Origin of the sequence: Psychromonas sp. L1A2 (genome assembly GCF_009828855.1) — a bacterium.
In the GTDB taxonomy this organism is placed as follows: Bacteria; Pseudomonadota; Gammaproteobacteria; order Enterobacterales; family Psychromonadaceae; genus Psychromonas.
Window position 1 is genome coordinate 1820297 of record NZ_WUAG01000001.1, and the last position, 20781, is coordinate 1841077.

A 20781-nucleotide genomic window follows, 5' to 3' on the forward strand; every position below is an offset into this window, starting at 1 on the left:
TAAAGCAGATAAGATATGTCGAGATACTATGCATTATTATCTGGTTATTATTTACTTTTGTTATTTTTGTATCTCGAATTATTTGTTTTAATTTAAGCCTATTTTATTATAAGTGAATTTATACCTATTTTGATTTTTTAAAACATTTCTTTGTATATATTAAAATGACTTTTAAAGTTTAGGTCATTTACATAACTATTGATCTCATAAGAAAGCGATAACTTTTTCTTTAAAATTGATTTAAATTAAGATAATAAATTCTTAATGTGTTGATGTTTTTTACAGTAATTTCACCTTGTTGTTCTTTCATATCCTATCTAACTGTTAAACAAAGTAAAAGTTATAGTGGCACGCTTGATGCAAAATCATAACTGCATATCATTGATATATTTATATTTTATGATTTCATTTTATTAAACTTTTTATTTTTTACATTAAATAGGATAGAGGTGAAATATGGACATATTTAAATTTTCAAATATTAGAAAAATAGGATTGGTACTAGGCTTGTTGTTTAGTACAAGCTCTTTTGCAAGTCTGATTGTAGATGTTGTTTATCAAGATCAAGCGCTTAGTGGCCTTGGGAACTCAATTTCTTATCAACATGATATTACTGATGATGGATTTACATTCGGAAGTGCAACAAGTGCAAATTTAGCTATTCAAGTTAATAACCTTAGTTTTTGGGAGACTCTGTTATTTCAAATTGAGGAGTTTGATTTTGATTCGGGTGCCATTACTTTAGGCAGTGGCTTTATAGGTGATCTTGAAGTTAATGCATTAGCCGCTCTTAATAGTAATGGCTTATTAGATGTGTTTGTTTATGCAGGCCCATTTACTAGTGTTAGAGTTGGTACTTCTACTTTAACAGTACAAGTGCCAGAACCAAGTACGCTATTGATACTAGGTCTTGCGATTATCGGTTTAAGTTTGCGTCGTCACCGCCAGCTATAATCTATCGTAAATATGATGGGTTAGTGATTAGCTTGCCCAACCGTTTTATGATTTAGCCTCGCTTTAAGTGAGGTTTTTTTATACCTGTTATTTTGTTTTCTTTTTTATGCCTAGCCCTGACTTTAGTCAGTTTTCTTATTTTAAATAAAAAAACAATTAAAATGAGCTCCTTAAATGAGAATAATTAAATATGCTTTCAGCCAATGAGTAGTGTTTTTTGTATGGCATTAGTCCTGACTCATTTTTACAATGGTTAAATAAAAATAATTTTTATAAGAGAAAAGGATTTATTTGTTTAGAATGTTGACTAAGAGTTGCATAGGTTTAATGATCGGGCTTTTAGCCTAACACTTTTTTTATTTCGTTTGTTATAAGGTAAAACATGAATTTAGTTAAAGTACTGCCAACATTAATGTTTATTTATTCAATGCCGAGTTTTGCTGCAGAAGTCAGTACGGCTGAATCTACTCCAACAGTGTCATCAATTACTGAAAAGAACTTATATGGTACTTGGTTATGTCAACATGAAGTAGAAGAGCCTAATACTAAAATGTCGATTAAGGTAAATTATAAAATTAATTATCTAGCTAATGGTCAATCTAACGGCAGTGGTTATTTGTTTTTTAAAATTAATGGTATGCCTGAGCTTAAGTACAGTGTGACTGATAATTCTACCTGGGCGCTTAAAGGGAATGAACTCAATATTAAATCTAAAGATGTTAATTTTAAAAATGTAAGTCATCCTGAATTAGAAGCACTTCTAAATTTAAAAAAGATCTTACCAGCGACGGTTAATGAATCAGGAACAATAATGGCATTAACGCAAACAACACTTAAAGTTAAATCTGCCTCTTATGGTGAAATGTATACGTGTGGAAAAGTAGTAACTCGAAGTTAAGCTTATGCTCTAATCGCGGCATATTGAATGTATGCACTTATTGAAAAGCTGATACCAATGACACTAATTAATTTTTATTATTTGGATTCAGATGATAAGTCGGTTGAGATAAGAGTGAATTAAAAAAGGCTGTACTAAAACGAGTACAGCCTTTTTATTTTATAAAGACAGCTTATAACGGCTGTTTATTACGACAAGATTAATCGTATTTTACTGCACGTAAGACAACAAACTTTTTGTTTTCAGCAATCAATTCACAGTTACCAAAAATACGATCTAATTTGTCTTGATAGTCTAAATGACGATTACCAACAATAACCAACTCACCGTTTATTGCTAAACAAAAATGAGCGTCGTTAAACATGCTCCATGCGATATGGTCAGTGATTGCATGCTGTTGGTGGAAAGGAGGGTTACATAAAATCAGATCATAGCTACGTGCTTTGAAACCTACTAGACCATTATTAACAACAAAACGTGTATTATCAGAACGTTCTTCTTCGAAGTTTTTCAACATGTTGATACGTGCAGAATCAACTGCCATGTAGGATTCATCGATAAAAGTAATTTGTGCTTCAGGGTAAGCTTCAGCCGCTGCCATACCCACAACACCATTGCCACAACCTAAATCAACCACTTTAGTAAAGTCGCCTTCAGGTAAGTTATCCATTAAATAACGACCGCCAATATCTAAATGATTACGAGAGAATACATTCGCATGGTTATGAATTTTCCATTCTAGGCTTTCTATTTCCCACGTAATAGCCACTTCAGTTTCTGGGATTTCATTCTGATCTGGTAAGCTAAAGATCAAGCGCGATTTTTTCTTCGCTAGTGATGTTTTAGTCGTGCCGATATATTTTTCAAATAAAGCTAATGTAGATTTATGGATTACATCAACCTTACCTGCTGCAACAATAATCGTGTCTTTATCGATAACCGCACTTAATTGTTGTAGTTGATATTCTAAAAATGCCAATGTTTTAGGCACTTTAATTAATACAACTTTTGCATTCGTTGGTAGTTCTTGCAAACTATCTTGAATTAATAGTGTCTCAGGAGTGCAACGATTGCGTTGCATATTTAGCTTAATTGAACTAACTGATAAGAAAGAGTCTGAAACAACGGTTCTTTCAATTTCACTAAAATAACAACTCAATGCACCGAAACCATCATTGATGATTAATAATTGCCCATCTTCAGCAATGTATTTACCTAATTCATTTTCATTGAAATGATTGATCAGGTATTCATCTGCTGAGTCCCACGCTTGTAATGTTTCATTCTTACGGCGCGGGTGACGATGTAAAATTAAAGTTTGATCTGCAATTATTAATGCTTCATTCATAGCTTTTGCCTAATTTGGTAATTTATATAGAGTTAATTTACCATTTTAACTTGCTTGACCACTTAAGGTAAGTGATATTATCGACCATAACTAAAATGAATAAGAATAGGACGCTTCGTGACTAAAATTATAAGCTCAAATAAATTAATAAAAACACTATTAATATGTATTCCATTGTTCACTTTAACTGCTTGTGGTAACCAAGTTGATGACATAATAGAAGATATTCTTGATGGCACAGATGAAACTGCATGTGGAGAGGATGTTACAACCGTTAATTTCAAGCAAATTGCTTATTGGTCTGTTAGTGATGAAGAAACACTTGATGATATAGATTTCGGCATGCTTACTCATATTATCTATAGCAAAATAGGGGTGGAGTCTGATGGTGATTTGATTTTACCAACAGGTGACGATTTAGATGAATTTGAAGAGATGATTGAATTGGCACAAGATGCAGGTGTCTTTGCAATGGTTTCTTTCGGTAATTCAAGTGACTCTGCTTTTAATGCGATTGCGGCGAGTGATACTGCTTTAGATAACTTTGCCGATAATGTTGAAGACCTGATTAAAGAATACGATTTAGATGGTATTGATATTAATTGGCAATTTCCCGAAAATGATGATGAAGGTGACCTTTTTGAAGATCTCGTTAAAGAAATTTCTGAGGTAGCGGAAGATCAAGGCGTACTGTTTAGTTTTGTTGTTGATACAGGCCAAGATGATGATGCAACAGATGACGGGGTTCAAGATGATACGCTAGATTACCCAGATTTTATTAATGTGATGGCATTAAATACAACAGACAATGACGACCTACACTCGTCTCTAGAAGATGCTGAAGACGCAATAGAGTATTGGACAGATCGTTGTGTGGTAAAGAATAAGCTAGTATTAGCTATTCCATTATATTCAGATGGCGACGGCGAATTAAGTTTTCGTGAAATAGCTGATGATGATCTTGATAATGTTTGTGTTGATGAAGCCGTTAACGTTGAAGATGAAGATGGTAATCGGTTTGATGATATTAACTATAACGGCATTCCAACGGTTAATGATAAAACTGAATATGCACAGTCATTTGCAGGTGGCGTCATATTATCCTCATTAGAACAAGACTATTTTGAAGAAGGCGATTTTTATTCGATATTAGCCGCTGTTGATTGGCAAGTCGCCGGTGGACCGAATGATATTTGTGATTAATTGCTATTAATAATAAGCCTACTATTTCATGGTTTTTATTGTGGTTAAAAGGGTGCATAATAGCGCCCTTTATTTACCCTACTAACTATAAGGTCATATTATGCCGATCAATGCCGCTTTAACAGAACGTAGTAACGGATGCTGTGAATTATGCGCATCTACCAGTGAACTGTCTATTTTTGAAGTGCCACCTGTTAAAGAACCTAATTCAGATAAATCAGTATTAGTGTGTTCTACTTGTTTACCTCAAATTGAAAAAACAGCAGAGATGGATAATAACCATTGGCGTTGTCTTAACGATAGTATGTGGAGCCAAGTGCCTGCCGTACAAGTCACTGCTTTTCGTTTATTAACACGATTAAGTAAAGCGGGCGAAGTTTGGGCTCAAGATTTATTAGATATGATGTACATGGAAGACGAACAGAAAGCATGGGCTGAATATGGTGTAGCTGCAGATGAAATAGAAGCTGTTGCACCAACTCGTGACTCAAACGGTGTGGTTTTATTAGCCGGTGACAATGTTACGTTAATTAAAGATTTAGAAGTGAAAGGTGGTAACTTCACTGCTAAACGTGGCACGCCAGTACGTAATATTTCATTAACTGAAAACCCTGAGCATATTGAAGGGCGTGTTAATGGTGTTCGTATTGTACTGTTAACGACTTATTTAAAGAAAATGCCATTATTTGAAGATAAATAGATAAATAAGCATGTCTTGCGCTAAACCAGTCAATGGGGAGCGTGAAATACAAAAAGGTCCAATATTACATCGTGTAATATTGGACCTTTTTTATTAGCTGGTTTTACTTAATCTGAGTTCTGAGTTCTGAGTTCTGAGTAATGAACAATGAACAATGAATAATGAAAGCGTAATACTATTAAATATTAATACAGTAAGTTTTTATATCGAACAATGCCGTTCGTTTTATGTCGTTCAAGGTAAATCATCAAAACAATAACGAGTTATTGGGAGATGATTTACCACAGAAATACGCGAAAAATAACGATACGCTATCGATTTGCTTATCTGGAATTGAGGTTAATAAATAAAAGATTTTAAACGGCTTATTACTAAACTAGTTTCCAACTAAAGTGCTTTCTAACTAAAATGTTTACTAACTAAAGCACTTTCCAAGCCATCTCTTCGTTTGCTTTGATAGGCACAACCACATCATTACCAAATACTAATGTTTCAGGTACAGCCCAAGGTTGTTTTTCTAAAGTAACGGTATCAGTATTACGCGGTAGTTCATAAAAATCAGGACCATTGAAACTAGCAAAACCTTCTAACTTATCTAATGCATTTTCTGCTTCAAATACTTCCGCATATAATTCTAAGGCAGCAAATGCGGTATATGATCCTGCACATCCACATGCTGATTCTTTGGCACCAATAGCATGCGGAGCAGAATCTGTCCCTAAAAAGAATTTTTTACTTCCGCTTGTTGCTGCTTTTACTAATGCTGCTTGGTGCGTATTTCGTTTTAGAATAGGTAAGCAATAGAAGTGAGGCTTAATACCGCCTACCAGCATGTGGTTACGGTTAAACATTAGATGATGAGCAGTGATAGTTGCACCCACGTTATCACTTGCTTGGTTTACAAAATCAACTGCGTTTGCAGTGGTGATGTGTTCAAGTACAATTTTAAGATTTGGATAATCAGCTACAATTGGTGCCAATACTTCTTTTAAGAAAATTTCTTCACGGTCAAAAATATCGACATCATGTGAAGTCACTTCACCGTGTACTAGTAATGGCATATTCACTTCTTGCATTACTTGTAACGCAGCTTTGATATTATCTACATTTGTTACACCTGAGTCAGAATTGGTCGTTGCGCCAGCAGGGTAAAGTTTTGCCGCATAAATGTGACCAGATGCCTTGGCTTTTTTGATCTCTTCCGCACTTGTATTATCCGTTAAATAGATAACCATTAATGGCGTAAATGTTGCTGTAGGTTTTTCTGCCAAGATACGTTCACGATATGCTAATGCGCTTTCAGTTGTCATTACTGGTGGCACTAAATTAGGCATCACAATGGCTCTACCCATATAACGACTGGTATCACGCACGGTATCTTTTAATACTTCACCATCGCGTAAATGTACATGCCAATCGTCTGGACGAGTAATAGTTAGTTTGCTGCTCATAAAGTGCTCCGCATAATAAGGGGGGAAAAGAATTGCAACGATTTTAGAAGTATCAAAAGGTTAAGTAAAGGCCTAGTTAGAGTTGTTGGAGATATAGGAGGAATGTAAGCAAAAGAGGGTCGTAAAAGATAAAGTATAAGAGGAAATATTTTATAAAACATTAAGTAAGGAAAGAGTTTTTCTTGAAAGTAATTAATTAACTAAATATTTTAAATCTGCATTTTTTATTGTGTTGGTTTTGATTTGGGGCGTATCGTGAATTAGTCTAAAGCGTCGTGCCATGGGCGGAGGAGCTCTGTGAGTCCTGTTTTCAGCTTGCAGGGTTTTTGGTGTTAGGGTTTATGTTTTTTGTCTTTTTAAAAACAAACATCAACACACAAAAAACCTGCAGGCTGAAGCCAGCGCCCCGAAGTCAAAGGATCAGCAACATCGACACACAAAAACCTGCAGGCTAAAGTCAGCGCCCCGAAGTCAAAGGATCAGTAACATCGACACACAAAAACCTGCAGGCTAAAGCCAGCGCCCCGAAGTCAAAGGAACAAACATCAACAAACAAAAACTGCAGGCTGAAGCCAGCGCCCCGAAGTCAAAGGATCAGCAACATCGACACACAAAAACCTGCAGGCTAAAGCCAGCGCCCCGAAGTCAAAGGAACAAACATCAACAAACAAAAACTGCAGGCTGAAGCCAGCGCCCCGAAGTCAAAGGATCAGCAACATCGACACACAAAAACCTGCAGGCTAAAGCCGGCGCCCCGAAGTCAAAAGATCAACATCAACACACATAACCCTGCAGGCTAAAGCCAGCGCCCCGAAGTCAAAGAACTAAAGTCAACACACAAAACCTGCAGGCTAAAGCCAGCGCCCCGAAGTCAAAGAACTAAAGTCAACACACAAAACCTGCAGGCTAAAGCCAGTGCCACAAAGTTAAAAGATCAACACAGGCACATTACTCTTTGTTAAAGTATGATTACTTCAAAGTTGCGTAATGTTGGCGGATGGCTAATGCGATATTTGCTTTTATTTCTGGTGTGATGTGCACGCTTTTTTGCTTAGGTAGAACATCAACTAAGGATTGCACTAATGGTTGCTGTGTTTCATCTGACAATGATACCCAACTTGCTAGCAAGTCTCGGTTTATATAAGCAGGTAAAGATCCTAAGGTGCCTACATCATTTTGATTATGTATTAGTAAGCCTGCAGTAGTGCCTTTATCTAAAGTTAATACCTGGTAAAAATATAAAGTATGGTAATCAAGTTGTTGTTGTAATTCACTATCAGAAGGGGGTGCTAAACGACTAAATTTCTCTGTTAGCAATGCGATATAACAATCAATCACTTCAGTGGCGAAATCAATAGAAAAGTCTTTGGGTGTTTGTTCGTTCCCAGTAAACCCTTCCAAATAAAAGTGACTTACACCACGGTGTTTATTTAATGCAGGAATATAAAAATATTGATCGCCTTGCTCTATCCCACTATCAAACCACTCACTACTGACTCTCTTCAACATATCATTAAACAAAACATTATCGTTTGTGTCTTCAACAGCTGGGTTTAAATCTGCCATTAAGCGCCAGAATTGCTTTCCGTTTTTAAGTTCTGTCCAACTCACATGGATATGGATAGAAGGCGCTAACGGATGTTGAGGATGGATAATGGTTGATAATGCAGTAGCAGATAGAAAAGCTTTGTCAGGTCTATCTTCATATTGTACTTGCGATACATTCACAGACGCTCGGTTAAATATGGTATTAGTGCTCGCTTCAAATCGCTTACCACCACCATGAGAGCCGTTATCACGTAGCCATTCCACACCTTTAAAGCTGGTGCCAGTGGATAGTTTTTCTAATTTTTCTACAAAATAAAATTGTACTTTACTGAGTTGAGTTAATGCAAATTGAGCTTCATCTGAGGTGGCGAATACGCGCATTGATAATCCTGTATTGATATAGGTTTAGCTATGAAAATATCTAGCTTTATAAATGTAATTAATCTCTTTAACCGAACATATTAATTTATAGCGCCAGTAAGGGAAAGCGAATAGTGACGATAACACCAGTTAATTGATGATTATTATCAATAGATAATGTGGCTTGATGATAATCACAAATCATCTTAGCAATGTATAAACCTAAGCCTAAGTGCGTATCATGCTGTTGTGATGAAGGGCGAATAGAAACCATCGATTGAAATAAGTCTTGCTGTTGATCTGTCGCTAATAACGGGCCTGTATTTTCAATGGTTAACACAGCAGAGCTGTCTTTTTTAGATAAACTAACATTAATTGTTTTATTGTCAGTAGAGAATTCAACGGCGTTATGGATGATTTTATCTAGCAATTGAACCAGAAAATCAGGATCGGCATTAACCAATAAACTGTGTTCACCTAAATCTTCAATGAAGTTTGATTGCTTATAAATCATGTCATAACCCTGTAAACAGCTATTAATCAGCATTTTTAGATCGATAGTTTGTTTTTCGCCTTGCTCTAAACTTTGTTCAATTCGGCTCGCTTCACTCATACTGGTGAGTATCTTATTAAGTCGGATTATTCCTTGTTGAGAGCGCTGTATATACTTTTGTTGTTCATCGTTTGCTGGTAATGAGGCTAAGTTTTCAAGTGAAGATCTGACAACTGCAACAGGTGTGCGTAATTCATGGGATAAACGAGCTGATAATTGCTCAACATAATGATGGTATTGACCTAATCGTTTTACCATGTCTGCCATGCTACGTGATAAATCTCCAATTTCATCACTGTGTTGGCTTGGTTTGAATTGCCCGTTTAAACGACCATTGTTATCGAGAATATGTTCGCTTTGATCGCGTAACAATCGAATGCGTTTCACTACGGTAGAAATAAACAAAAATAGCAAAATCCCTGCAATCAATATGATAGCAATTAATACATTAAACATCTTCTCTAAGGCTTGATTACGTAACGTTAGAATCCCGTGGTTTGTCTCTTCTGCAAGTACAACACCAACGACTTGTCCATTAATAAATATAGGATGAGCAGCACTTAAAATCGACACTTTTTGATCCGCGTTCAATCGCCATTGTGTGGCTGCTTTGCCTGTGAGGGCTTCATCAATTAATGCATAATCGAGTTGTGTTGCATTTTTTGCTGTATCTATAAAACTGTTATCGGGTTTGTCTAATAGTAAATCATAGAGTGGCGATAATATTAATGATTCTATCTTTGACCAAAAACTGGAAGGGGCATTTATTTCTTCACTTTTATTGGAAACGGAACCGCTGCCATCAGAATTATTGTTTTTTTCAGTCCTATTATAGTTTTCAGTCTCATTATTGTCATCAGAGTAGTAGTCGCTAGGCCATGTGCCTGTCGCTTGGTGAATATCACCGGTTTTTGCTATCACGCGTTGCTGTCTATCAACCACCCATAAACGAGAGCGGGTATGGCTCATCGCTAATAAAATATTTTCTATTTCTGGAGAAGGGATTAACACACTACCTAGTTTGTCGATATCTAATAGGTTAGAGGTGCTGATACTGTTATCTATTTTGCGACTGTTGGGAGTAGAGCTAGTATTTAATTGAAAACCTAGCTTATTGCCCAATAAAGACAAAGGTAGACGTAATTCGATGTTATAACCTTGTGGAGTGGATTTCCAAATACCTTGGATAGATTTTTCACGAGTTACATTGGTGGCATAAATACTATGTTGTGGATATCGGTAACCATTGAACCAACCATCTTCAGCGACAGAAATAATGTAACGTTGTAACTCACCCTGAGGGGAGCTCATGGCAATAATCAGATGATCGTTGTCGGTTATGGTTGAATTAGTATTTTCACGTTTTACCGGTTGAGGATCAAACACTTGAAAAAAGGCATATAAATAACCGTTTTGTTTACCTAACCACTGATTAAAATGTACATGATTATTTTGGTTATTTTGGTTATTTTGGTTATTTGTAGTTGAGTCTTTATTAGTTTCTGGGTCATTACTGTCTTGGTAATTATTGTCTGGATAAGTGTTGTCTGAATAAGCAGTGTCTGGGTAAGCATTGTTTAGCGTTTTAATGGCCGCCCAATCACCTATATTGGCATCGAGCGAAATCGGAGCTTTTAAATCATAAACATAAAGATCATGGCCTTTCTTAAAATCAGAGAGAGGAGTGTCATCTTCATTAAATAAGCTAGGACGCTCATGCAATGCAGTTGCTACCGCACTGGTTGTACCGAGTAAGGTTTGTTGTTGCCCTAAACGCAGAAAATTTTCCATTTCAATAACAAACTGGTAGGCAAACCAAGGCAGTAATAACAATAAGCTACTGAGTGTTAATAACTTACTACGCAATCCCCACTTAAACCTCATTACGCTTGTGCCTCTGGGGTGATATCCCAACGATAGCCCATGCCATAAATTGCGGTTATTTCATCAAAGGCTGAATCTATTTGTATGAACTTTTTGCGAATACGTTTGATATGAGAAGTAATGGTATTGTCATCAACGACCATATTTGCGTCGGTCATTAATTGTTGACGACTTCTGACAACACCAGATTTATTGGCTAACGCATGAATGATCCAAAACTCTGTAATAGTCACTTCAAGCAATTGGTTATTCCAGCTAATCTGCATTTTGTCATTATCAATCGTTAAAGCACCGCGTGTTAAAATAGAAGGTTCAGTAGTGTGGGCTGATTGACTTAACTCAGTACGTCTGAATAAAGCACTAATACGCACCATTAAATGCTCTAAGCCAATTTCTTTACTTAAATAATCGTCTGCTCCTAAACGCAACCCTGAAATGCTATCGAAGTCATTATCACGAGCAGTGAGGAATATAATAGGAATAGTTGCCGATAATTGGCGCAATTGCTGACACAGTAAAAAACCACCATCATATTCATGCCCTAAACCAACATCAATAATAGCCAAATCAGGTAAACGGAGAGTAAACGCCTGCATTGCTTGCTCTCTACCTTCATAACCTTCTACGAGATAGCCATAACGCGTCATGAGATCGGTATAATTTTCTCGGATACTTTGGTCATCTTCAATAATGGCAATACGTTTCATGTTCGCTTTAATTCCTGTTTATTAGTTTGCTGCTCATTTCATTTATTCATTGTGGCGCTGGTGGAGCTTAAAAACAATCAAATAACCCTTTTGCCATTATTTGAACATAATTGATCACTAGTTTGCCTTTTTTGCTCCCTAATTTGGCCATTTAGGTTTGTTGTAATACTGACATCTAAACAGCAGCCGAAGTTGCATTATCAATATCAAAAGGGATAAACATTATGAATACTCGACCATCAAAAAAATCGTCTCACCTTAAAAACACTATTGTTGGTGTCGTTGCTCTTTCTGCTTTAACGGGAGGATTACTGTTATTAGAAGATTACCGTTCGAACAAAGAAGCGATGAAGTTTTCTGAACACTTAAGTCGTTATACGGTACCGGTAAAAGTAAATCATAACGGCACTCAAACTAAGGATAATAATGCCGCTTTCTTTAAACGAACTCAAGACAGTAGCTTATTAACAACAGACGTAAATGAACAAGCTACGATAGCAGAGCAAAATCTATTAACCGAGCAAGTGCAGCCTCTACAAAACTCATCTGAGGTTAATCAATTAAGTGCAGACAATAATATCAATGCATCACAAGAAAATAAAACTGATGTAGCAGATGTATATTTCGCTCTATCTTCTTCAGTGATTGCGCCTGAATATAAGTTGGAGTTGGTATCAGTAGCTGAACACATTAAATCGCAAACAACGAATAAAAAGTGGCAAGTAGTAGGGCACACAGATAAATCAGGTAGTGCAACGTACAACCTAAAATTAGCTAAAGAGCGTGCAAAAAAGGTGGCTGATTTTTTAGTTAATCAAGGCGTCGCAGAAGAGCAGATCACATTATTAACTTTAGGTGAGTATGAAGCGATGAAACTAGATAACAGTACCTATAACTATGGATTAAGAAAAGTGCGTGTTATGGAATACAAACCAGAAACACAAAAACTAGCAATCACTGTTCAAAAGCGTAACGAGCAAATGGAACAAAGACGTGTTGCGCGAATTGTGCAAATGAAGCTAGAGAAGCAAAGGAAACAGGAAGAAAAAACAAACTTGTTAGCTAAACAGCAAGAAAAAGTAACCAGTCATGATCAGAAAAACACACCTATTAATATGCACGTTAATGATCCTGATACCGTACAAGTGAATACAGACTTGCTGCTAGATGAAATTAACTTAGGTTTTGGTCAGCAGGATAATTCTGAAGCTAACTTAAGTCGTTCTAATTCAGACAATCCTAACTTAACACAGCCTAAATTTACTAAACCTATATTTACTAAGCCTAAATCAAATCAAAACACGACTAAAACAGTAGATGAAACGACAACACTTGAGTCAAATGATCAATTAAGAACAAACAAAGATCAACTCAATGCAGATGAACAAGTGAACAATAAAAAAGAGGTGGATGACACAATAATAGAAAGTGCCCAAGTGTCATCAATAATTAACATATGGGCATTAGTGTCTTCTACAGACTACTCACTTTAAGGAGATTAAAATGAACAAATCAATTATTGAAACAATGACAATTAAGCGTTTATTTAATATCAATGAAATAGTCAGTGCCACGGTGATATCAAGTACGAGTTTATTCTTTTTAATTTATTTTTTGATGTAAATGAGTTTAAGAAACCCTTCACCTTCTCTAGTGTTAACCTTAAAAGACTAAGTGATGCCTCTGTGTTTTTAACTGGGTGTTCCTTAGTCTTTTTTACATCTAAATCATTAAGTGATATTTTAAAATGTAGTAAATTAGTACAAATTGTGTAATTTTTGCGTAATTAATGTATTGTAGAAAAGCTTACTTTTTGTTTATTAGCTAAATTTATTGGACTTAATAAAAAATTAAATATTATATTTTTTATATTTATTGGTACTAATACACAGCATGGAATTAATATTAAATCGTAATGAATGATATAACCTTTAGTTTTTTAAATCGTTAAAAACAAAAGTAAATAATTTAAATTTGTACAAAATAGTGTGCTATAAATATATAGAACTAGGTAAAAGAACTCGAAGTATCTCATCAAATAAACGGAATATAGATGAATAAAAAATTATTGGTGTTTACCGATTTAGATGGAACATTATTGGACCATTATACTTATCAAACTGATGACGCAACAGAAATGATAATTAGGTTAAAGCAGAACAATATTGCGATAATACCTAACAGCAGTAAAACACTTCCTGAAATTCAATTAATTCGTCAGCAACTTAACTTAAACTCTCCTTTTATTATTGAAAATGGCGCGGCCATTTACATTCCTGTTAATTACTTTCCAACACAACCCAATGGTACTCACTTAGAAAATGGATTCTGGGTTAAATCTTTTTGCCCAAATAAAGACCATTGGTTAGGTTTATTAAAAGACAACGCAGATGCATTCAAAGAAGCTTTTCAAAGTTTCTCTGATATGTCTGTAGAACAACTAGCAGAACTCACCGGTTTAAGTCTTGAAAATGCAGCATTATCTAAACAACGCCAATACGGGGAACCCTTAAATTGGCTGGGAAATGAAGAGCAGCAAGAACAATTTACTAACATCATGGTTGAGTTAGGAGCCAATGTTTTACAGGGAGGGCGTTTCCTACACATTAGCGGACACTGTGATAAAGGTCAGGCGCAAGCTTGGTTGACTGAACAGTATAAGCAAAATCAAATGTCTATCGATTTAAGTTCTCAACCTAATGACATTGTGACCATCGCTTTAGGTGATGGCAAGAATGATATCGCAATGCTTGAACAAGCAACTATCGCGGTACAAGTCCGCTCACCTGTTCATGATTTCCCTGAATTAACCAGGAAAGAACATGTTTTTCAAAGCAACCTATATGGTCCTGCTGGATGGGCGGAATGTTTAAACGAAATTTTATCATCGAAATTAATTTATTGAATCAAGGAGCTTACTAATGGCTGATTTTTATCAAAATGGCATTGTAACTACAATGCATAATTTAAGACAACGCAGTAATGAAAACCTTGAAGAAGAGTTAAAGACATTTTCAAAGACGCGTCCGATGGGCCTAATTTTGCCTTCTCTTTTTTCTGAATTAGAAGGAGATGCATTCCCAGATATCGTTGATCATCTTAGCGAAGTGCCTTACCTAAGTGAAATCGTTATCGGGTTAGATAGAGCAAGTGAAGAGCAGTATCGCCACGCCCTAAAATTCTTCAAAAAATTACCTCAACATCACCGCGTTCTATGGAATGAAGGCCCAAGATTACAAGCACTAGACGCTAAATTACAGGCGTTAGGTGTTGCACCGAAAGAACTTGGTAAAGGGCGTAATGTTTGGTATTGCATGGGCTATACATTAGCCTCTGGTAAGACTGAATCAGTGGCATTACATGATTGTGATATCGTCACATATGATCGTGCATTATTAGCAAGATTAATTTACCCCGTTGCTAATCCAGGGTTTAACTACGAATTCTGTAAAGGTTTTTACTCTCGCGTCGCTGATGGAAAAATCAATGGCCGCGTATCGCGCTTACTCGTTACTCCGCTGGTTAAAGCGTTGAAAAAGACTATAGGTCACAACGAATACCTTGAGTTTATTGATAGCTTCCTTTACCCGTTAGCGGGTGAATTCTCTTTCCGTAAAGACGTATTAACCGACTTACGTATTCCAAGCGATTGGGGATTAGAAATTGGCGTGCTGTCTGAAATGCATCGTAACTATGCGAGCAACCGCACTTGTCAGGTAGATATTTCAGACGCTTACGATCATAAACACCAAGATCTTTCTTTAGATAATGTGGAAGGTGGTTTATCGAAAATGTCAGTTGATATCACTAAGGCATTTATCCGTAAATTAGCGACACAAGGTGAAACATTCAGCACTGAAAGTATCCGTACGTTAAAAGCCACTTATTACCGTATCGCACTTGATTACTTAGAAATGTATCGTGGTGATGCCATGATGAATGGTCTGAATCTTGATATTCATAATGAAGAAAAAGCCATAGAAATGTTTGCGGAAAACGTCATGACAGCAGGGCAGATTTTCTTAGATAAGCCAATGGATACGCCATTCATTCCTTCTTGGAGCCGTGTAATTAGTGCTATGCCAGATGTATTAGAGCAACTAAAAGAAGCGGTTGAATTAGATCATCAAGAGTTCAGTGAATAAACATGTATTCTTTTAAAGAATTATTGATCTATTCGACGAATTGTAAATAATGAATTGTAAATAAGAAAGTATTGCCAATTATTCAACTGAAAGTGAGTGATTGGCAATTAATAAGGGGAATGTTATGGCAGAATTGAATGCCGAAGAAAACGAGTTGTTAGTACTAAAAAATAAATTAATACAACAGCTTAACTTCATTTACAAAGACGTCGACCAAACCATTGATTATGAAGAACTCAGCGACCAGTTAATAAAACTGATGCGACTGGATGAAAACTGTTATACACCTATTGCTTATCAAAACCATTGGTCACAAAAAGACGTCATTATGATCACCTACGGTGACAGCTTACTCAACGCCGATGAAAAGCCATTAGAAACGTTAAAACATTTTCTTGATAATCATATCGGCGACAGCATTAATAGTGTTCATATCCTACCATTCTTTCCTTACAGTTCAGATGATGGCTTCTCAGTCATCGATTATTCAAGTGTGAATGAATCATTAGGCGGCTGGGACGAGATCCAAAGCATAGCCAAAGACCGTCGATTAATGTCTGATTTGGTCATTAACCATTGTTCAAGCAGGAGTGCTTGGTTTGATAACTTCATTAAAGGCGAAGGTATTGGCTATGACTTTTTCTATACCGCATCACCAGATGATGATTTATCCGATGTAGTTAGACCAAGAACCTCAGACCTATTAAGAGAAACTGATACAGGTAAAGGCACACAACATGTTTGGTGTACTTTCAGTCATGACCAAGTCGACTTCGATTTTAGAAACCCAGAAGTATTAAAAAGCTTTGTTTCAATCATTCGTTTATATCTCGACATGGGGGTGAAAATACTGCGTTTTGATGCCGTTGCTTTCTTATGGAAAAAACTGAATAGTAGCTCAATCAATCTTCCAGAAACGCATGAAGTAGTGCGCTTACTCAGAACGTTATTAGAACATGCCGTCAGCGATGCGGTTATTATCACAGAAACCAATATACCGAATACACAAAACCTCACTTATTTCGGTAACGCCAATGAAGCACATGCCATCTATAACTTTTCATTGCCTCCTTTATTAATTAACAGCTTAGTGACGGGTAATTGTTTATACCTAAAACGTTGGTTAATGAGTATGCCACCATCGCAAAATGGTACCTTCTACTTTAACTTCATCGCTTCTCATGATGGGATCGGGTTGAGACCTGCAGAAGGGTTGTTAAATGATTACGAGCTAAATAGCTTAGTCGAAGCAATGCAGGAGTTCGGTGGTAAAGTTTCTTGGCGTACAACTGAAACCGGTGAACCTAAACCATATGAAATCAATATCGCCTTATATGACGCACTACAGGGCACAACCAAAGGCAGAGACAGTTTAGGTCTTCAACGCTTTATATGTGCACATGCGATCATGTTTGGATTGGAAGGTATTCCAGGTGTTTATATTCATAGTTTATTAGGTACACAGAATGATTATGAAAAAGTAGCAAACACCCAACAAAATCGTTCTATTAATCGTCATCGTTGGGAGTATCAAGAGCTGCAAAGTAAATTAGCTGACAGTGAGAATCATCATGCTGTTGTGTTAAGTTCGCTTAAAGGCCTGCTTGACATACGTATTAAACAACCTGCTTTCCATCCTAATGCAACCCAGTTTACCTTACATTTAGGTCTACAAATGTTTGGTTTCTGGAGACAGAGTCAAGATAGAAAGCAAAGTATCTTTTGTATCAGCAATATTACCGATCATGAGATGGAACTGGCTATTCATGATTTAAACTTAATCATGACGGATAATTGGTTCGAACTAATTTCAGGTATTGAGTTAGATATGCAACAAGAAATGATCACATTAGCGCCTTACCAAACAGTTTGGATAAGTAACGTATTTCATAAATAATCGTTTCTATTAGATTTTTTATTAGGTTAGTTCAATTAGGCTACTTCAATTAGGTTACTTCATAAAAAAAGCCACTATTAGATATCAACTCATAGTGGCTTTTTTACTGAGTATTTATCAACAGCATTTTATTGTTTAATAATTTAGTCTTCTTGACTTGATAACGCTGGCTCACCAGTCTTTTCTAATGCTGACGATGAATAAACTTTATCACTTTCCATACGCTGTTTAACTAACTCCGCTTGAATACTTCTTAACTTGTCTTGCACTTTAGTTAAGTTATCAGGCCCTAATCTTAACAATAACTTTTGTGCATCATTTAATTCCTCTAATGCAGGGTTATTAAATAAATACATAACAGAAGGGGACTTTAAGGTAATCGGCCCATTAATAACCGGCACACTCAATGCCATTTCAATCGCATTATTCAATACATCGTCAAATAGAGTTCCTTCACGTGAAATCTCAGCATAAGACTCATCAATCAACGGCTTAAATGTTTTATATGCATGTACTAACTTTTCACTATCAAGTGAAGCGATGTAATTACTGTAATCGTCATATCGTTGATAACTGTATATTGAGACATAAATTTTTCCATCACTTCTTTTTACTTTAAAAGGTTCTTTAGATGGAAACAAAGGACTAAAGCTGGCAATAAAATCACCCCGGCTAAAATTGTCAATAAAAACAACCGTACTCGCTATTAAACCAGTTTGTAATAGGTTGCCTGGGACTAATGCCGTTTCACTAAATTCTTCGATAGTCGACAGAACAAGGTCATCCGATTCCTCTAATACTGGTAACGGGTTTTCCTCTTCTTCTATTACTTCAACAACTTCAGTAGGTTGTGCCGTAGATAAAGGTTCAATAACAGGCGTCGGGATAACCTCAACCTTTTCTTCAATAACGTTATTGTCGATAGCTGGCTCATCTGTCATCTCGGATTTTTTGAGAAAATCGAAATTAAAATCACTGGCAACGCCTAAACGTTCCATTAGTCGATGGTGTGCATTAGGATAGGTGAAATAAAAAATACTATAACCGAACATAGAAAAACAAATTACGATGAGAATGATATTAAGCCATGAATAAGGTTTTTCTTTAGGTAAATCGGGATAAGCCATGGATAATTTACTCCTTAATAAAAGTAGTTAACTTGCTGATCTGTTATATTAAATCAATAACTAATTCACTATATCTGAATTGTAGAACAAATTGTGTACATATTTCTGTTTAATATAATAAATATCATTTTGTGGAACATACAAATGCGTATTAAAAACAACAGAAAAGAACAAATAATAGCGAGATATGAATTAATATTAATCAATGCGACTAATTATTCAGCAAGCAACAAAATATATGTAAATAAAGTTTGACGATGTCCACTCAACTCAGTAATATCTCGCCTCGTTGACAAGCATTAAGTGTTTCAACGTTTCGGTGATTAGCGCAGCTTGATAGTGCATCTCCAGTGTTTTGGAAAAGAGTTGGACCAGAGGGTTTGACTTCCTATTACAGAATACAAAAAATACTCGGTGATTAGCGCAGCTTGATAGTGCATCTCCAGTGTTTTGGAAAAGAGTTGGACCAGAGGGTTTGACTTCCTATTACAGAATACAAAAAATACTCGGTGATTAGCGCAGCTTGGTAGCGCATCTGGTTTGGGACCAGAGGGTCAGAGGTTCGAATCCTCTATCACCGACCACATTTTGAAAACAATGAGTAATCGTTGTAAGATATAAGTCCAGCTTTTGCGCCCTTAGCTCAGCCGGATAGAGCAACGGCCTTCTAAGCCGTAGGCCACAGGTTCGAATCCTGTAGGGCGTACCATTTTTAAAAGTGCAGTGGCGGATGTAGCTCAGTTGGTAGAGCCCCGGATTGTGATTCCGGTTGTCGCGGGTTCAAACCCCGTCATTCGCCCCATTTTTTAAAGATGATAATAGTTAAAAAGAGTAAATGTTTAAGTAGTTGCGGAAGTGGCGGAATTGGTAGACGCGCTAGATTTAGGTTCTAGTATCGTAAGATGTGAGAGTTCAAGTCTCTCTTTCCGCACCATTTAAACAATAATATCAATTAGTTAATTACAATCCCTGACTAATTAGATATTAACAATTTCGGTGATTAGCGCAGCTTGGTAGCGCATCTGGTTTGGGACCAGAGGGTCAGAGGTTCGAATCCTCTATCACCGACCACATTAAGAAAACCGCTTCATGTTTAAATACAGAAGCGGTTTTTTTTCGTCTAGATTTTGTTAATAGTTAAAGATCTGCTTAGCTTTATAACTTAAGCAGATTTTTTCGTTTTATCTATTAAAAATCTAAATTAGTTGAAAAGATAGCTCAGACACTAAGCTGTCGCTTATTCGCTCCGTCTATCACCGACCACATTAAGAAAACCGCTTCATGTTTAAATACAGAAGCGGTTTTTTTTCGTCTAGATTTTGTTAATAGTTAAAGATCTGCTTAGCTTTATAACTTAAGAAGATTTTTTCGTTTTATCTATTAAAAATCTAAATTAGTTGAAAAGATAGCTCAGACACTAAGCTGTCGCTTATTCGCTCCGTCTATCACGACCACATTAAGAATAATCCGCTTAGCTAGAAATAGTTAAGCGGATTTTTTCGTTTATGGCTCTGAAAGTACGATATTAGTTGAAAAGATAGCTCAGACACTAAGCTGCCGCTTATTCGCTCCATCTATCTCCGACCACATTAAGAAAACCGCTTTATGCTTAAACGCAAAAGCGGATTTTTTCGTTTATGGCTCTGAAAATACGACATTAGTTGAAAAGATAGCTCAGACACTAAGCTCACGCTTATTCGCTCCATCTATCTCCGACAACATTAAGAAAACCGTTTTATCCTTAAATGCAACATCGGTTTTTTTGTTTAGATTTTGTTAATAGTTAAAGATCTGCTCATACACCAAGCTGTCGATTATTCGCACCATCTATCACCGACTATATTTGAATGAACTACTTAACTTTATCAGGAAAGTTTCCCTGACCTTAAAAAGAGATCTTGGGAGGGGGGGGGGAGGGCTTTTCTGATCTAAAGGATATTTCTGTGTAGTATTAGGAGAGGTAACCGAAAAATGATTAAAGAATATCTACAGTACCAGTTAGAAGT

14 protein-coding genes and 5 tRNA genes are annotated in these 20781 nt (G+C 36.3%); 13 read left to right on the forward strand and 6 right to left on the reverse strand.

The genetic code is table 11. From position 1 onward, the window contains the following. Positions 1–456: 456 nt before the first annotated feature. Together GQR59_RS07835 and GQR59_RS07840 are read left to right on the forward strand one after the other, a co-directional pair. Positions 457–954: a PEP-CTERM sorting domain-containing protein gene (locus GQR59_RS07835; RefSeq protein ID WP_160061425.1), complete on the forward strand. Its 498-nt coding sequence runs from the start codon at positions 457–459 to the stop codon at positions 952–954. A gap of 382 nt (positions 955–1336) precedes the next feature. Then, positions 1337–1852, forward strand: a complete 516-nt coding sequence (locus GQR59_RS07840; RefSeq protein WP_160061426.1) for a hypothetical protein — start codon at positions 1337–1339, stop codon at positions 1850–1852. A 199-nt stretch (positions 1853–2051) separates the two neighbouring features. On the opposite strand, the gene GQR59_RS07845 is transcribed toward GQR59_RS07840, so the two are convergent. Then, positions 2052–3200, reverse strand: a complete 1149-nt coding sequence (locus tag GQR59_RS07845; RefSeq protein WP_160061427.1) for a methyltransferase — start codon at positions 3198–3200, stop codon at positions 2052–2054. Positions 3201–3317: 117 nt separating this feature from the next. Here GQR59_RS07845 and GQR59_RS07850 point away from each other — a divergent pair, with 117 nt between their 5' ends. Together GQR59_RS07850 and GQR59_RS07855 are read left to right on the forward strand one after the other, a co-directional pair. Then, a complete protein-coding gene (locus tag GQR59_RS07850) occupies positions 3318–4403 on the forward strand; it encodes a glycoside hydrolase family 18 protein (RefSeq protein WP_160061428.1) in 1086 nt (361 codons plus the stop codon). A gap of 100 nt (positions 4404–4503) precedes the next feature. After that, positions 4504–5103, forward strand: coding sequence for a PhnA domain-containing protein (locus tag GQR59_RS07855; RefSeq protein WP_160061429.1), 600 nt, complete (start codon positions 4504–4506; stop codon positions 5101–5103). 419 nt (positions 5104–5522) lie between these two features. Here the strand turns inward: GQR59_RS07855 and pyrC are convergent, their stop codons facing one another. From pyrC to pdsR, 4 genes are all read right to left on the reverse strand, one after another. Beyond that, a complete protein-coding gene (gene pyrC, locus GQR59_RS07860) occupies positions 5523–6554 on the reverse strand; it encodes a dihydroorotase (RefSeq protein ID WP_160061430.1) in 1032 nt (343 codons plus the stop codon). A gap of 969 nt (positions 6555–7523) precedes the next feature. Then, on the reverse strand, positions 7524–8483 hold the full coding sequence (locus tag GQR59_RS07865) for a coproporphyrinogen III oxidase (RefSeq protein ID WP_160061431.1): 960 nt from the start codon (positions 8481–8483) through the stop codon (positions 7524–7526). 85 nt (positions 8484–8568) lie between these two features. Continuing rightward, entirely contained in the window at positions 8569–10899 is a 2331-nt protein-coding gene (locus GQR59_RS07870) for an ATP-binding protein (protein ID WP_160061432.1), read from the reverse strand. Further along, complete coding sequence (pdsR, locus tag GQR59_RS07875; RefSeq protein WP_160061433.1) at positions 10899–11606, reverse strand: proteobacterial dedicated sortase system response regulator; 708 nt, start codon at positions 11604–11606, stop codon at positions 10899–10901. Before pdsR ends, GQR59_RS07870 begins: the two co-directional genes overlap by 1 nt. Positions 11607–11830: 224 nt before the next feature. Between pdsR and GQR59_RS18825 the strand changes: the two genes are divergently transcribed. From GQR59_RS18825 to GQR59_RS07895, 4 genes are all read left to right on the forward strand, one after another. Beyond that, positions 11831–13099 (forward strand): OmpA family protein, encoded by a 1269-nt coding sequence (locus GQR59_RS18825; RefSeq protein WP_160061434.1) that lies wholly within the window; start codon positions 11831–11833, stop codon positions 13097–13099. Between the two features lie 560 nt (positions 13100–13659). Continuing rightward, positions 13660–14511, forward strand: coding sequence for an HAD-IIB family hydrolase (locus GQR59_RS07885; RefSeq protein WP_160061435.1), 852 nt, complete (start codon positions 13660–13662; stop codon positions 14509–14511). A gap of 16 nt (positions 14512–14527) precedes the next feature. Further along, on the forward strand, positions 14528–15751 hold the full coding sequence (locus GQR59_RS07890; protein ID WP_160061436.1) for a glycosyl transferase: 1224 nt from the start codon (positions 14528–14530) through the stop codon (positions 15749–15751). Between the two features lie 124 nt (positions 15752–15875). Next, entirely contained in the window at positions 15876–17648 is a 1773-nt protein-coding gene (locus GQR59_RS07895) for a sugar phosphorylase (protein WP_160061437.1), read from the forward strand. A gap of 143 nt (positions 17649–17791) precedes the next feature. On the opposite strand, the gene GQR59_RS07900 is transcribed toward GQR59_RS07895, so the two are convergent. Then, positions 17792–18775 (reverse strand): DUF3014 domain-containing protein, encoded by a 984-nt coding sequence (locus GQR59_RS07900; protein WP_160061438.1) that lies wholly within the window; start codon positions 18773–18775, stop codon positions 17792–17794. Positions 18776–19282: 507 nt separating this feature from the next. Here GQR59_RS07900 and GQR59_RS07905 point away from each other — a divergent pair. From GQR59_RS07905 to GQR59_RS07925, 5 genes are all read left to right on the forward strand, one after another. Further along, positions 19283–19359: transfer RNA gene (locus GQR59_RS07905), tRNA-Pro, on the forward strand. Between the two features lie 48 nt (positions 19360–19407). Beyond that, a tRNA-Arg gene (locus GQR59_RS07910) sits at positions 19408–19484 on the forward strand. Between the two features lie 17 nt (positions 19485–19501). Next, positions 19502–19577: transfer RNA gene (locus tag GQR59_RS07915), tRNA-His, on the forward strand. Between the two features lie 47 nt (positions 19578–19624). Beyond that, a tRNA-Leu gene (locus tag GQR59_RS07920) sits at positions 19625–19709 on the forward strand. Between the two features lie 60 nt (positions 19710–19769). After that, positions 19770–19846: transfer RNA gene (locus GQR59_RS07925), tRNA-Pro, on the forward strand. Positions 19847–20781 lie beyond the last annotated feature (935 nt).

Bases quoted from the DNA above. Each gene is read 5' to 3' on its own strand.
- pyrC (WP_160061430.1), bottom strand. From the start codon at position 6,554: ATGAGCAGCAAACTAACTATTACTCGTCCAGACGATTGGCATGTACAT.
- GQR59_RS07885 (WP_160061435.1), top strand. From the start codon at position 13,660: ATGAATAAAAAATTATTGGTGTTTACCGATTTAGATGGAACATTATTG.
- GQR59_RS07845 (WP_160061427.1), bottom strand. From the start codon at position 3,200: ATGAATGAAGCATTAATAATTGCAGATCAAACTTTAATTTTACATCGT.
- GQR59_RS07840 (WP_160061426.1), top strand. From the start codon at position 1,337: ATGAATTTAGTTAAAGTACTGCCAACATTAATGTTTATTTATTCAATG.
- GQR59_RS07890 (WP_160061436.1), top strand. From the start codon at position 14,528: ATGGCTGATTTTTATCAAAATGGCATTGTAACTACAATGCATAATTTA.
- GQR59_RS07870 (WP_160061432.1), bottom strand. From the start codon at position 10,899: ATGAGGTTTAAGTGGGGATTGCGTAGTAAGTTATTAACACTCAGTAGC.
- GQR59_RS07865 (WP_160061431.1), bottom strand. From the start codon at position 8,483: ATGCGCGTATTCGCCACCTCAGATGAAGCTCAATTTGCATTAACTCAA.
- pdsR (WP_160061433.1), bottom strand. From the start codon at position 11,606: ATGAAACGTATTGCCATTATTGAAGATGACCAAAGTATCCGAGAAAAT.
- GQR59_RS07895 (WP_160061437.1), top strand. From the start codon at position 15,876: ATGGCAGAATTGAATGCCGAAGAAAACGAGTTGTTAGTACTAAAAAAT.
- GQR59_RS07900 (WP_160061438.1), bottom strand. From the start codon at position 18,775: ATGGCTTATCCCGATTTACCTAAAGAAAAACCTTATTCATGGCTTAAT.
- GQR59_RS07855 (WP_160061429.1), top strand. From the start codon at position 4,504: ATGCCGATCAATGCCGCTTTAACAGAACGTAGTAACGGATGCTGTGAA.
- GQR59_RS07835 (WP_160061425.1), top strand. From the start codon at position 457: ATGGACATATTTAAATTTTCAAATATTAGAAAAATAGGATTGGTACTA.
- GQR59_RS18825 (WP_160061434.1), top strand. From the start codon at position 11,831: ATGAATACTCGACCATCAAAAAAATCGTCTCACCTTAAAAACACTATT.